The organism is Vreelandella sulfidaeris (assembly GCF_042429665.1).
In the GTDB taxonomy this organism is placed as follows: domain Bacteria; phylum Pseudomonadota; class Gammaproteobacteria; order Pseudomonadales; family Halomonadaceae; genus Vreelandella.
In genome coordinates, this window is the sequence record NZ_JBHMAC010000011.1 from 1 (window position 1) to 13857 (window position 13857).

Annotated in this window: 10 protein-coding genes and 1 rRNA gene; 4 read left to right on the forward strand and 7 right to left on the reverse strand. The window is 51.3% G+C overall.

Annotated features, from left to right (window positions below; genetic code table 11):
• Positions 1–270: ribosomal RNA gene (locus ACFFLD_RS11915) — 16S ribosomal RNA — on the reverse strand; the annotation flags it as partial.
• A gap of 490 nt (positions 271–760) precedes the next feature.
• Here ACFFLD_RS11915 and ACFFLD_RS11920 point away from each other — a divergent pair.
• The gene (locus tag ACFFLD_RS11920; RefSeq protein ID WP_386040886.1) at positions 761–1747 is read left to right on the forward strand and encodes a cytochrome-c peroxidase; all 987 of its coding nucleotides are present in this window, start codon (positions 761–763) and stop codon (positions 1745–1747) included.
• A 55-nt stretch (positions 1748–1802) separates the two neighbouring features.
• Here ACFFLD_RS11920 and ACFFLD_RS11925 read toward each other — a convergent pair whose 3' ends face one another.
• The 6 genes from ACFFLD_RS11925 to ACFFLD_RS11950 form a co-directional block, all read right to left on the reverse strand.
• Complete coding sequence (locus ACFFLD_RS11925; RefSeq protein WP_386040888.1) at positions 1803–2795, reverse strand: adenosine deaminase; 993 nt, start codon at positions 2793–2795, stop codon at positions 1803–1805.
• Between the two features lie 38 nt (positions 2796–2833).
• Positions 2834–4537 carry a thiol reductant ABC exporter subunit CydC gene (gene cydC, locus ACFFLD_RS11930; RefSeq protein WP_386040890.1) on the reverse strand — a complete coding sequence of 568 codons (1704 nt, stop codon included), beginning with the start codon at positions 4535–4537 and terminating at the stop codon, positions 2834–2836.
• Positions 4534–6207: a thiol reductant ABC exporter subunit CydD gene (gene cydD / locus ACFFLD_RS11935; protein WP_386040892.1), complete on the reverse strand. Its 1674-nt coding sequence runs from the start codon at positions 6205–6207 to the stop codon at positions 4534–4536. The genes cydC and cydD overlap by 4 nt, the downstream gene beginning before the upstream one ends.
• A 4-nt stretch (positions 6208–6211) precedes the next feature.
• Positions 6212–7213, reverse strand: coding sequence for a cytochrome d ubiquinol oxidase subunit II (gene cydB, locus ACFFLD_RS11940; RefSeq protein WP_386040894.1), 1002 nt, complete (start codon positions 7211–7213; stop codon positions 6212–6214).
• 2 nt (positions 7214–7215) lie between these two features.
• Positions 7216–8634, reverse strand: a complete 1419-nt coding sequence (locus tag ACFFLD_RS11945) for a cytochrome ubiquinol oxidase subunit I (RefSeq protein WP_386040896.1) — start codon at positions 8632–8634, stop codon at positions 7216–7218.
• A 199-nt stretch (positions 8635–8833) separates the two neighbouring features.
• Positions 8834–9808: a calcium/sodium antiporter gene (locus tag ACFFLD_RS11950; protein ID WP_386040898.1), complete on the reverse strand. Its 975-nt coding sequence runs from the start codon at positions 9806–9808 to the stop codon at positions 8834–8836.
• Positions 9809–10171: 363 nt separating this feature from the next.
• Here ACFFLD_RS11950 and ACFFLD_RS11955 point away from each other — a divergent pair, with 363 nt between their 5' ends.
• Genes ACFFLD_RS11955 through ACFFLD_RS11965 form a run of 3 tightly spaced genes read left to right on the forward strand, consistent with a single transcriptional unit; the run spans position 10172 to position 13821 of the window.
• Positions 10172–11530 (forward strand): PqiA/YebS family transporter subunit, encoded by a 1359-nt coding sequence (locus tag ACFFLD_RS11955; protein ID WP_386041532.1) that lies wholly within the window; start codon positions 10172–10174, stop codon positions 11528–11530.
• Positions 11523–13223, forward strand: a complete 1701-nt coding sequence (gene pqiB / locus ACFFLD_RS11960; RefSeq protein ID WP_386040900.1) for an intermembrane transport protein PqiB — start codon at positions 11523–11525, stop codon at positions 13221–13223. The genes ACFFLD_RS11955 and pqiB overlap by 8 nt, the downstream gene beginning before the upstream one ends.
• A gap of 10 nt (positions 13224–13233) precedes the next feature.
• A complete protein-coding gene (locus tag ACFFLD_RS11965) occupies positions 13234–13821 on the forward strand; it encodes a PqiC family protein (protein ID WP_386040902.1) in 588 nt (195 codons plus the stop codon).
• The last annotated feature ends 36 nt before the right edge of the window (positions 13822–13857 follow it).

Consider the following 13857-nt stretch of genomic DNA (forward strand, 5'->3'; position numbering starts at 1 on the left):
CGCCTTGGTGAGCCATTACCTCACCAACCAGCTAATCCGACATAGGCTCATCCAATAGCGGGAGCCGAAGCCCCCTTTCTCCCGTAGGACGTATGCGGTATTAGCCTGGGTTTCCCCAGGTTATCCCCCACTACCGGGCAGATTCCTATGCATTACTCACCCGTCCGCCGCTCGTCAGCATCTAGCAAGCTAGATCTGTTACCGCTCGACTTGCATGTGTTAGGCCTGCCGCCAGCGTTCAATCTGAGCCATGATCAAACTCTTCAGTTTAAAATCATTGTGATTCTTACTTGTTATCCAAGGACTAGCCGACGACAACAAAAGCGAATCAAACTTGGCTCAAGGTTCAAACGAATTCACTGTGATACCCATTTCACCTCGTTACTTAAAAGCAACGACATGAAGAGTATCGTTGTGTTCGCCTGCCTTGATATTTGGTGATTTGTCACCAACATCAGCAAGCGCCCACATGAATTACCTGATCAAATTGTTAAAGAGCTTATCAACGTGGCCTGACCCCGTCGACGTGTGCGTATACTACCCGATTCAGCGTCACGGTCAACAGCGTTTTACACTTTCAGTCAAAAAAACCTTATCAATTAGTGTTTGGGTGTCGCCTACATAAAGCAGCGCTTGAATTGACCTAGGACAAAACGGCTATTTTTCATTCTTCCTAAGCTTAGCAATAGCGTACACAGAGACGCTTTGCACCATCACGACCGAGCAAGCATGTCGTTTATAAAAGCAAGGGAGAACAACCATGACCATAAAAGCTAAATTACTACCTGCGCTGGGGATGAGCAGCGTTCTTGCCGCAGGGTTAGCTATCGCAGATGATGGACTGGAAAATTATCGCCAACGTTTCGAAGCCCTACCCCACCTTCCCCCCATTCCCGCAGACAACTCATTAACAGACGAAAAAATCGAGTTGGGCAATATGCTGTTTTTTGAACCACGGATCTCGTCGAGTGGCGTCATAAGTTGCGCTACTTGCCATAATCCAGCACTTGGCTGGGCTGACCGTATCCCGCGCGCAGTGGGCCATGATGGACAGGTAGGTGAGCGCAATACTCCCACTGTATTAAATAGCGGGTTTTTGGAATCTCAATTTTGGGATGGTCGTGAACCGGATTTAGAAGGACAAGCGCTAGGCCCTATTCAGGCGCCGGTTGAAATGGCAATGGACCTGGAAATGGCGCTAGAGCGGCTGGTAGGTTTCGAGCTCTACCAGACTAAATTCAGCGAAGCCTTCCCTGACCAGGAAGACCCCATCAATGAATATAATTTGGCACAGGCACTAGCGGCATTCCAACGTACCCTAAACACACCAAACTCCCCCTTTGACCGCTATCTGCATGGCGATTTAGATGCTATCAGCCAGCAAGCCAAAGATGGCATGGTCGCCTTTGCAGAAAATGGATGTATTGCTTGTCATCGCGGCGCCAATTTTACTGATAGCCAGTTCCACGCCATCCAGGTGCCAGGATCAACTGACATGGGCCGCTATGTCGTTACTCAGCAAGAGGGGGATATGTATCGCTTTAGAACACCGACGCTACGCAACGTGGCGGTCACCTATCCCTATATGAATAATGGCGCGACAGAAACACTGGAAGAGGCTGTCGCCATTATGGGTAAAGAGATGCTGGGACGGGAGTTTGATGACGCGACCATTAGCGATATCACTGCCTTTCTGCATACGCTAACCGGTGAAATGCCTGATTTTGAGGTACCCGCCCTGCCTTAGCCTGACATAGCCGCTTGGCCAGTGGGCCAAGCGGCATACACCATAATCCCCATTCTTATACTGAGGACAATCGGGCCAACAGCGCTTCGCGACGTGACGGGGAGACGAACGCTTCTTCGATAGCATTACGGGTTAGTTGTCGAAACACTGCCTCATCCCAACCAAAAGCTTCAGCACAAGCGATGTGATTGGCCAGCATGCCGCCCCCAAAATAGGCAGGATCATCGGAGCTAATGGTCACTTTGAGCCCTTCAGCCACCAGCCTAGGAAGCGGATGATCACGTAGATCATTGACCACTTTTAAACTCACGTTGGAGAGAGGACATACGGTTAACACCGTTTGATCGCTACGCAGGCGCGCAACTACTTCATCACTTTCCAGGCAACGAACGCCATGGTCTATTCGCTGTACGTCAAGTACATCAAGCGCTTCCTGGATATATTCAGCAGGCCCCTCTTCCCCTGCATGCGCAACGCGCACCAGGCCTAACTGTTTTGCTCGCTCAAAAACGGCGGCAAACTTGGCGGGCGGGTTATTTTGCTCGGCACTGTCCAAGCCGACGGCATCCAGTATTTGCCAATACGGGGATGCTTGCTCAAGCACATCCAACGCTTCTTCTGCGGGCCGGTCACGCAGGAAAGCCATGATCATGCCGATGGACAGGTCAAGGGTTTGCTCGGCCTCTTGTTTAGCTTTTAGTAAACCTGTCATCACAACGTCTAGCGGCACTCCACGCTGAAGATGGGCCTGGGGATCGAAATGCATGTCGATATGCATTACACCTTCATTCCGCGCGCGCTTGAAATAATCTATCGCCAAATCATAAAAGTCTTCTTCGTGACGAAGTACACTCATACCTTGGAAATAAAGCGTCAGGAAACCCTGTAGATCTTTAAAATGGTAAGCATCTGTGACTTCTTGTACTGAGTCATAGGGAAGTTCAATCCCATTACGTTGTGCTAACGCAAACATTAATTCTGGTTCAAGTGAGCCTTCAATATGCAGGTGGAGTTCTACTTTAGGAAGATTGCGTAAAAAATCATGCATGGAGGGCTCCGTACTGTCGCATCAATTAATCAACATCACTAAATCACGCCTTGGGTAAGCTTACCGGCATCCAGATGCCAACGGTACTCAATACCAGACAATAATGTCGGTGAATCTACTTGATGAACAAAATAGATCACCGTTCGATCAGCAAGCCAACGATCCAATGAAGTTGCTATATACGCAGCCGTTGCGGCATCTACGCTTGCGAACGGCTCATCTAAAATGACTACCTGAGGATTACAAAGCATCAAGCGAGCTAACGCCAATCGCCGTGCCTGCCCCCCTGAAAGTTGCTGACCTCTCTCACCTACCGTGGTTGCCAATCCGTTGGAAAGCTGCTGAACCCAACTATCCAAAGCGACAGCGCTAATAACCTCCCACAGCGCCTCATCATTTGCCGTGGGATCGGCAATACGCAGGTTCTCGGCAATAGTGGCATCAAATAGGTCTACGTGCTGGGTCAGCATTGCAAAGTGACGGGCGCGGTCAGCGCTAGAAAGCTGATAAGGCGAAATCCCACCGACCTTCAATTCTCCCTCCGTCGGTTTTAGGCGTCCCATTAATAGACTGCCCAAGGATGATTTACCCGCCCCGGAGCTGCCGGTAATAACGGCGCGCTTCCCAGCTGGCAGTTGAAAATGAAGGCTGCTTAACGCAGGCTGTAGCGTGTGTGGATACGCAAGCGAAAGACCCGAAGCACGAATCGAAAAGGCCTCTGTTGCCGGTATATGAGAAGACGAAGTCACTGCTGGTTCGACGTCACTTATGGTATTTAACCGGCGCACCGCAGCATAACTGGCACCAAGTTTCATAAAACTAGCCGACAGGTTAATCAACGCCTCATTCGCCCCTAATGCAATCAATACCACCATGACTAAAATGGGCCCGCTGACCGCTTGTTGAATAAACACCATGCTGGCTAACCAAAGCACTGCTACCACCATCAACCCGCTACCAGCGCTCACTAAACCATTTACCCATGCTGTTTTTCGTCCCAAGCAACGCTGGGTACTAAATGCTTGTTGCTCATGTTGAGCAATAAGTAAACGGTGCCAGTCATCACTTTGATAACTCATCAGTTCAGCAGATGCTTGAAGCTGGTCAACCACGTGGCGGCGAAGAGTTTGCTGGTCAACTACCTGCTGATAGCCATGTGAAAAACCCCAGGCGGCAGAAAACAGCGTTGCTATGATCAACAACAGACCGAGCGTGACTGCCATCAGCAGAGCAACACTGGGCAGCCAAATCGCAACGAATAGTGATATCGCGATGATGCCGAATAGTGCGACTACCGGGGGTACCAGGATGCGTAGATAGAAATTATCTAAGGTGTCGATGTCAGCCGTTAAACGACTTAGCCAGTCGCTGGCTCGCTCCCCATGTAAACGGGCATCGTCGAGCCGCGTTAAATAACCAAATACTCGATAACGCAGATCAGCCAGTAGAGTTAACACGGTATTATGGTTATAGAGCCTCTCGAAATAGCGTGCGGTTGTGCGCAGCAACGTGAAGAAACGAATTCCACCCCCTGGCACATATACATCCAGTCGGGCAGGGATTCCCAACGCTAACGCGATGCCGGTCAATGAACTGGCGGTAATAAACCAGCCCGACAATCCTAATAGTGCCAGTCCAGCCATCAAGGTAGTCAACACAAGCAATGCGCCGACCAAAAAGCGCCGGCGCCGCTCAATTAAAAGTTTCAACCACGGGTAGAAGTCGCGAAAAATGGCGCTCATGAGACCACCTCTACCAAGCTTCCGCTCTCAAAAGCGAAATGGCGTTGAGCAGCGCCGATGACGGCAGGATGGTGGGTCGCTATCACCAGTGTGCGTCCCTCTTGTGCTAGTTCAAGCAAAGCCGAGATGACGAACTGCTCCGTTTCAAGATCTAAACTCGCTGTCGGCTCATCTAATAACACTAAGGATGCATTGCTCAAATAAACACGTGCAAGGGCAAGTCGTTGTGCCTGTCCGCCTGACAATCCAACACCTCTTTCCCCGATCATGGTATTCAACCCAGCGGGCAACTGTTTCAGCAGCGAACCAAACCCTGCTCGTACCAAGGCCGCCTCCATTTCGTCATGGGAAGCCTCAGGTGCAGCCAAACGCAAGTTATCTGCCAAACTACCGTGAAGAAGACAAGGATGCTGGTCGAGCCAAGCGCAATGTTCATTAGGTAGTTGACGACAGGTGCCAGAGCTCGCCTGGATAAACCCTGCAAGTAGCGCCAAAAGCGTGGATTTCCCACTGCCCGACGCACCACTAAGCGCCACCACGTCACCCGACTGAATGACTAAATTGATAGGCCCTAAGACCTGCCCACGACCAGGATAAGACACACACGTATCGATTAGCTCGATAGCCGACGAGCCTGCCTCTGAGGGCTTACTGCCTGGTTCGTTAATCATCGCTGGCTGATTAAGAATATCAACCACACTTTCCGCCGCCCCTAGCGCCGCGGCACGATCATGATAATGCTGGGAGAGTGTACGCAAGGGTTGAAAGAACTCTGGCGCCAGCAGTAATACCGCCAGACCGGAAAAAAGCGTAAGTGATGAAGAAGGGCCGTACTCAATGTAGCCCAGCAACCCAAAGCCAACATACATAGCGACCACGGCAATCGCTACGGAGGCAAAAAACTCAAGTACTGCTGACGAAAGAAAGGCTAAGCGCAACGTGCGCATACTTAAGCGACGATACTCGTCGGTGGCGTGCCATACATCTTGCTGGGCTTTAGCGGTGCGACCGAATAGCTGTAGCGTGGTCATGCCGCGCACCCGATCAATAAAGTGCGCCGACAGCCGCGACACTGCGACAAACTGATCACGATTAAGACGCTCAGCCCCCATCCCCACGAGGGCCATAAAAAGAGGAATAAGCGGTGCCGAAAGTAGCAAAAATACAGCCACCAGGTAGTCCAGCCATCCTGCCACTACCAAAATCAATAGCGGCAGACATAATGTGATTCGTAGCTGGGGGTAGAAACGTGAGAAATAGCCCTCCAACACATCAATATGTTCCACCACTTGGTTGGCCAAGGAGCCGCTATGCTGGCTGGTCAACCAAACCGGACCTAGAGCAGAGAGCTTATCCAGCAGCTCCCCCCTGGCGCGCTGGCGAATACGCAGGCTCGCTTCCAGACTTAACGTTTCATGTCCCCACTGAAACAAGGCGCGAAGCAGTACACTGCCTACCAATAAGGCAAACATCGGCATAAGCGTCATCGGTGAGTGGTGGTGAACCACTACCTGATCAACCAACCACGCCAGACCAACTACCACGACTATCGTTTGGCTACCTGCTAACACCCCGCATAGTGCTGATCCCAGCAAGCGTTTACGCTCCCCCTTCGCCAGTAGTTGTAACCATTTTCGCGGCGTAAGGGGCAGCGTACTGTCAGAAGCCATGCGATTAATGGTAGCCCTCGCCTACGCGTACTTTGCCGCGAAACACCCAGTAGGTCCAAGCGGTATACACCAGGATGACGGGGATAACGAACAGCACACCAATCAACAGGAAAAGCTGTGACTCTGGCGCTGACGCCGCATCCCATAATGTATAATTAGGAGGAACGATCATAGGCCACTGGCTTACGATCAGCCCAAGATAAGTAAATACATAAATACCAATAGTAGCGATAAAGGGATACGCCTCATGGCGCAGCTTCACCGAGCGAAACACCAAATAGGCAAAGAACAGTGCCAGTGCAGGAAAAATCCAAATCAACCGAAGGTTTCCAAACCAACGCTCCCAAACGACCTGATTCACGAAGGGCGTCCAGATACTAACGATAACGAACACCACCAACACCATAGCCAGCAGCGGAAGCGTGACTTTATAAGCCCACTCCTGAACATGGCCTTCTGATTTTAGAATTAGCCAGGTAGACCCCAAAAGAGCGTAGCCTGCCATTAACCCAAGCCCGGTCAAGACGGTGAAAGGAGTGAGCCAGTCGAAGGCACCGCCGGTATAAACAAAGTTTTCGGTTTGAAAGCCCTGAATATAAGCGCCCACCACCACGCCTTGTGCGAAAGCAGCGACGGCTGAGCCCCATGAAAAAGCCCTATTCCACCAATGACGATTGCGCCGCGATTTGAACCGAAACTCAAAGGCAACACCGCGAAAGATGAGCCCGGCCAGCATCAAGAAAACGCCAATATAAAGCGCTGGCAAGAAGATCGAATAAACCAGAGGAAAAGCAGCCAACAAGCCAGCCCCACCCAACACCAGCCATGTCTCGTTACCATCCCACACCGGCGCTACGGAGTTCATCATGACGTCGCGAGCATCTTCATCGGGCGCAAAAGGAAAAAGAATTCCCAAGCCTAGGTCAAAGCCGTCCATCAGCACATACATGATGACACCAAACCCAATAATGCCAGCCCAAATAATCGATAGATCAAACATTTCCATGATTAGCTCCTTACCGGGTCAACGTTATCGTCATCAAACGGGGTATGTGCAGCAGACAACGGACGCTTGGGACGATCAGCATCATGATTTTCAGCCGGCTGTTCCTCCTCGGGCATCATACCGTTACGCACCACACGGGTTAGGTAATACACACCAGCGTAAAACACGGCTGCATAAACCAGGACGTAACCAATAAGGGTGAATAGCGCCATTCCCCCTGTCAGAGACGGGGTCACGCCTTCAGCATGAGAGATAAGGCCGTAAACCAGCCATGGAGCCCGCCCAGACTCGGTCACCACCCAACCCGCCAGCACGGCAATAAAGGGTAATGAAATCATGCCAACCAGTGTTTTCAGGAATAGTCGACTTTCATAAACCCGCCCTTTACGGCGCAATACCAGCCCTACTAGAGCCGTCGCAATCATCAGCAGGCCAATACCCACCATTACACGAAACGCCCAAAAGACAATCATCACCGGTGGCTGCTCTTCAGGTGCAACTTCGCTGATGCCTGGGATTTCACCATCCACTGAGTGGGTAAGAATAAGACTGGCTAGATTGGGGATACCAATTTCAAAGTGATTCTCCTGGGCTTCTTGATCAGGCAAGGCAAATAGCAAGAGCGGTACATTGGTCGATGTTTCCCAATGCCCTTCCATAGCAGCCACTTTAGTGGGCTGATGCTCAAGCGTATTCAAACCATGAAAATCACCTATTACCGCCTGGGCCGGGGCTAAAAACAGCAATAACCATAGGCACATGGAAAGTGCCCGACGGTTGGCCTCAAGGTCGCGTCCACGCAGTAAAAACCAGGCACTGACACCCGCCACGACGAACCCACCGGTAAGGAAAGACGCCATTGCCATATGGGTGAAGCGGTAAGGGAAGGAAGGATTGAAGATCGCCTCGCTCCATGAGGTCACATGGAAGCGATTATCGATAAGCTCAACACCCGCGGGGGTATGCATCCAGCTATTGGCTGACAATATCCAGAAAGCGGAAATAAATGTTCCAAGCGCCACCATGCTGGCGGCTAGAAGATGGATACCCTGGGGTACCTTTCCTCGCCCGAAAAGCAATATTCCCAGGAAGGCCGCTTCAAGGAAGAAAGCGGTCACCACCTCGTAGCTTAATAGAGGGCCGATAAAGTTGGAGGTCGCAAGGGAAAAGTTGCTCCAGTTGGTGCCGAACTGGAACGACATAACGATCCCCGACACCACTCCCATGCCAAATACCACTGCAAATACTTTCGTCCAGAAGAGCGCTAGGCGATCCCAGGCAGGATTTTGCGTCTTAAAAAACAGCCCTTGCAGAAGCGCAATATAAGATGCCAGACCGATGGTAAACACCGGAAAAATGGCATGGAAGCAGACAACAAACGCGAACTGTATTCGCGACAGCAATAAGGGATCGAGTTCCATCACACTCTCCTAAGACCTGATTTAATATCCCAATTATGGTTAAAACAAGCTTAGTTGAGCCTTAGCGGTACTGCATTTTGTTATAAGCACTAAGCTTATTCTTTACTTAAATTACCAATCCTCTGTAATGCCACTCACTATACACCCGCCTACCACTACGAAAACGTGTCGCATTGACGCACATCATGTTTTCAAACCTTCAGGATAAAACGACGATACTGACCATATAGCCGGTATAGGCGATAAACAGCGCCAGCAGTGCGCCACCCTCAAAACGATTGATCCGCCGTGGGCGACCACGCCACGAGAATGCGAACACAATCATTAATAGCGTCATCCCCGTCATAACGCCCCAGTCTCGTTCCAATACTTCCCGACCTGCTTCAATAGGCGTGATCATGCCCGCCAGACCGACGACGGCAAGGCTGTTAAACAAGTTAGAGCCGACCACGTTACCAAGCACCATGTCATGCTCTTTGCGCCGCAAGGCAGTGATAGAAGAAGCAAGTTCAGGCAGTGAAGTACCAATGGCAACCACGGTCAGACCAATGATCAAGTCGCTTACTCCAAATTGCGTCGCAATTTCGACCGCGCCCCATACCAGCATGCGAGAGCTAGCGATTAACAGTACCAGCCCAATCAACGTCCACATGATGGACTTGCCACGAGACATCGGCTTGCTATCCAGGCTTTCAGCCACTTCCGATACCAACGCATCACCGGATTGATTACGTGAGCGGATGATGCTGACGACAATAAAAATCACCAATGCCAACAATAGGCAGGCTGCCTCCCAGCGTGCGACAAAACCATCTAGCAGCATTAATCCAGTGGCTAGCATCACCACCATCAATAGCGGCATTTCTTTATGAATAACGCTGGAATGAACGGCAAGAGGCGTAATCAGCGCTACCAAGCCCAGTATCAACCCTATATTGGCAATATTCGAGCCATAGGCGTTACCCACCGCCAGGCCTGGATTCCCATCCAACGCCGCCAATACCGACACCATCATTTCGGGAGCTGAAGTGCCAAACCCGATTACTAATATCCCGATCAATAATGGCGAGAGCCCAAGCCAGCGGGAGGTTGAGGCAGCACCATCGATAAATTTTTCGGCACTCCAAACCAATAAAATCAGGCCAACAACAACTGCGAGTATGGGAAGCAACATTTTTTATCCTTCGTGGCATAATATTTGGCACTATTAGCGGCGCGGGTATCTAAACAGCACTTCATAACATCGGCAGAAAGATGCTATTACTAGCACTCCATACGATGTCAATGCGACACTTTGCTGAGTGGCTATTCTAATAAAAGCGTACGCTACCTTACTTACCGCGTTAATCTGTACAACACTGCAGCGCAGCATCGTTGTCTAATCTGACGTTGTGGTCAAGCAGCTAGCACACATTTTTAAGCTTAATTTCAGTTAGATAGGCTTGTTATAAGTGGTCGTGGCCAGCCTAATTCGCCACAGCCTAGTAGTTTTGTTAACAATTCGCACTGAGAGTTTTGTTTTTTGCCTCTACAACAATTGATTAAACGCCGCACATTACCGGTCAACCCTCCCCTCGTTGACCAATTTCCCCCTGAGGCCAGGACTCAGCGGAGGCGCCTGCGCGCTTGTCACGAGTGCGATTGGGTGTCTGGTCTACCACCTCTGAATTCTGGAGAAAATGCCAGTTGCCCACGCTGCTCCCATGTACTGGCCAAGCGCAACCGACACCCCGCGCAGCGAAGCATGGCCTTGGCGATTGCGTCCCTTATCGCACTGATAGTGGCCGTATCGTTCCCCTTTATCAGTTTCTCGGTAAGCGGGGTTAGCAACCGCATTGAGCTGGTTCAAACGGCAACCACCCTAATCGGCTTTCATCAGCCTATTGTCGCTATTGCCGTCATAATGACGATTGCTGTACTACCCGCGGTCTACCTTATTGGGGTGCTGTGGCTGCAATTTGGCCTGTTGCGTAATCATCCGCTACCTTTTAGCCGCGATATTGCCCGCACACTAGCCCACTTGACCCCATGGATGATGGCTGACGTCTTTATCATCGGCGCGTTGGTCAGCCTAATAAAAGTGGCCGGGCTAGCCGATGTTGAACTGGGTATCTCTTTTTGGGCGTTTTGTGTTTTTGCGATACTGCTATTGATGACCACTCAGTCGATTGACGCCGATTGGATGTGGTTTTCGTTGGAAGGGGAACCGCTAGCGCCGGAAGGCACCCAAACCGGCATGACTGCCGCTGCTCAAGGAGTCACCGGATGCCCTACTTGTGGCCTGATTAATCGCTTATCCCCGCAAGGACGCAGCTACTGTGTTCGTTGCCATGAAAAGCTTCATCAGCGTATTCCCTATAGCTTGCAACGTACCTGGGCGCTACTGGCCGCGTCGGCGATTATGTATATCCCCGCCAACGTGTACCCTATTATGACCACCACCAGCCTCGGCAACTCTACAACCTCAACGATTATTGGCGGCGTTGTTCAACTCATCGAGATGGGCTCGTGGCCCATCGCAGCCGTCATTTTTATTGCCAGCGTCATTGTTCCAATGGGTAAACTAGCCGCGTTAACATGGCTGTGCATCGTGGTTCGACGAAGTAGCGACCTAAATACTCAAAGCCGTACTCGGCTATATCGTTTGACTGAATTTATAGGTCGCTGGTCGATGGTTGATGTTTTCGTGGTCGCTATCTTAGTGGCACTCATTCGTGCAGGCTCTTTGATGTCAATAACGCCAGGTCCCGCAGCCCTAGCCTTTGGTGCTGTGGTCGTATTAACTATGCTGGCGGCGATGACCTTTGACCCACGCTTAATTTGGGATACTCCCCTTCCTCCTCGTCAGCCTATTTTTCGCCGTAGAACGGCCACCAAGGAACCAGTTGATGGCTAATGAACCAACACCGTCCAATACCAGCCAAACCAATACCGAGCCAACCGATGACAAGGATTTAAACAAGGCCAAAACATCGCGCCAAAAACGTCTTTCACCTATTTGGGTGGTGCCTATTGTTGCCATCATCATTGGCTTATGGCTGGTTTATGACAACTATTCCAGCCGTGGCATTCTGGTCACACTTACCATGGATAACGCCGAAGGCATTGAAGCGGGTAATACACTGATCCGTAGCCGTAATGTTGAAGTTGGCCGGGTGGAAAGCGTGCAGCTATCAGACGATCTTTCCCATGCGGTATTAAGCGCACGCATTCAGCCGGAACTGGAAGATATGCTGCGCGAAGACTCCCGCTTCTGGGTGGTCAAGCCCCGTATTGGCAGAGAAGGGATTAGCGGCCTGGGCACCGTTCTTTCGGGCGCTTACATCCAGCTCGAACCTGGGCAAGCAGAAGAACCACGGCGTAAGTTCCCGGTGAGTGACATCCCCCCGGTTGCCCCGGCGGGTCAGGCAGGGCTTCGACTAAGCCTAGTTAGCCATTTGGGTAACTCGCTACGGGTGGGCGACCCGGTTTCTTATCAGGGCTTTACAGTAGGACGTATTGAAGAAAGTCTTTTTGAGCCCGAGTCTCGCACCATGCAGCATCAGGTGTTTATAGAAGAGCCTTATACGGACTTGGTCACCGACAGCACGCGTTTTTGGACCTCTAGCGGCGTCGACTTTCGCCTCGATGCAGATGGTGTGCGCATTAACGTTGAGTCACTTGAAGCGTTACTCGGCGGAGGGGTTACCTTCGGTGTCCCTGAAGAACTGCCGATGGGGCAGCCGGTCGAGCCTAATACTCGTTTTACGCTTTATGCCGATGAAGACGCCGCCCGGGAAGGTACTTTTAACCGTTACTTAGAGTACGTGCTGCTGGTGGATGATTCCGTGCGCGGTCTCTCCAAGGGGGCGCCGGTGGAGTTTCGGGGGGTTCGAATAGGGACGGTAGCAGCCGTACCCTGGAACTTTACCGCTCCCCAGCCTGATTCACGTGCGCGTTTTGCCATCCCGGTACTGATTCGGATTGAGCCCCAGCGTATTGGTATCGAAAATAGCGACATTGATTTAGATGAGTGGCAAGCGCGTTTTGAACGCATGTTCAATCTGGGACTTCGCGCATCGCTAAAAAGCGGCAACTTGCTCACCGGCGCTCTGTTTGTTGATCTTAATTTCCAGCGTGACCTTGCCAATGAATATGTAACCGAAGAATTCTCTGACCGCACCGTATTCCCCACCGTCGCGGGAGGCTTTGCACAGATCCAGGCGCAGGTGACCGATTTACTGGATAAACTTAACGCCCTGGAAGTTGAGCCATTGCTCGCCGGAATGGATCGCAATCTAGAGGCCTCCGAGCGCGTGTTAAACGAAGTTCGCGAAGTGAGCACCTCTATTAATCAGTTGCTTAATGACCCCGACACCCAAGCGATTGGGGGCAATCTAAATGCCATGCTTGAAGAATTGCGCGCCACTCTACAAGGGCTGTCTCCATCGTCGCCGGCGTATCAGGAATTGACCACCGCCATTGAACGATTAGATCGCTTAATGCGTGATCTGCAGCCACTGACTCGCACGCTCAACGACAATCCCAGAGCATTGCTGTTCGATAACCTGGATGCGCAAGACCCTATTCCGCGTGCGCCACGAAACTAAGGAGTTAACTATGTCGACATGGTGTAGACATCTATTGCTGTTAATTGTCTGCTTGCTGGTGACCGCGTGCGCCAGCAGCACGACACCTCCTGCACGCTATATGCTACCCAGCAGCCAGCAAGCCAGTACGCCGGCTCAGCCGACCGGCACGTTGGCCGTCAGAGCACCTAGGCTTGCGCACTATCTGGATGTTGATGGCATCGTCATGCAGCTTGACGACATAACACTGAACGCTGCACGCGAGCATCAATGGGCAGAAGGTTTAAATCGGCAACTGGAGCGAAGGATGCGCGCCGATTTATCGCAAGCGCTACCGTCGCTTCGGGTGGTGCGTAGTGAAGATATACAACCTAACGCGCTGACCCTACGCCTCACGGTTGATCAATTCCAGGGCCGTTTCGACGGTATCGCTATCGCCAGCGGTCAATGGCAGTTGCTTGATGAAGAGGGAGAGTTGCTGGCTATGGAGAATTTCTATACCGAAACTCCCCTCGAACAAGATGGCTATCCTGCCTTGGTACGCGCCCTGAGCGATAGCTGGGACAAAACGGCCAAGCTGATTGCCAACGAGATACGTCAAGGCGGCTATTTTAACTAAAAGTAATCGTTTGATGCGTCGTTTAGTGCCTGGTAT

Bases quoted from the DNA above. Each gene is read 5' to 3' on its own strand.
- ACFFLD_RS11920 (WP_386040886.1), top strand. From the start codon at position 761: ATGACCATAAAAGCTAAATTACTACCTGCGCTGGGGATGAGCAGCGTT.
- ACFFLD_RS11925 (WP_386040888.1), bottom strand. From the start codon at position 2,795: ATGCATGATTTTTTACGCAATCTTCCTAAAGTAGAACTCCACCTGCAT.
- cydC (WP_386040890.1), bottom strand. From the start codon at position 4,537: ATGAGCGCCATTTTTCGCGACTTCTACCCGTGGTTGAAACTTTTAATT.
- cydD (WP_386040892.1), bottom strand. From the start codon at position 6,207: ATGGCTTCTGACAGTACGCTGCCCCTTACGCCGCGAAAATGGTTACAA.
- cydB (WP_386040894.1), bottom strand. From the start codon at position 7,213: ATGGAAATGTTTGATCTATCGATTATTTGGGCTGGCATTATTGGGTTT.
- ACFFLD_RS11945 (WP_386040896.1), bottom strand. From the start codon at position 8,634: ATGGAACTCGATCCCTTATTGCTGTCGCGAATACAGTTCGCGTTTGTT.
- ACFFLD_RS11950 (WP_386040898.1), bottom strand. From the start codon at position 9,808: ATGTTGCTTCCCATACTCGCAGTTGTTGTTGGCCTGATTTTATTGGTT.
- pqiB (WP_386040900.1), top strand. From the start codon at position 11,523: ATGGCTAATGAACCAACACCGTCCAATACCAGCCAAACCAATACCGAG.
- ACFFLD_RS11965 (WP_386040902.1), top strand. From the start codon at position 13,234: ATGTCGACATGGTGTAGACATCTATTGCTGTTAATTGTCTGCTTGCTG.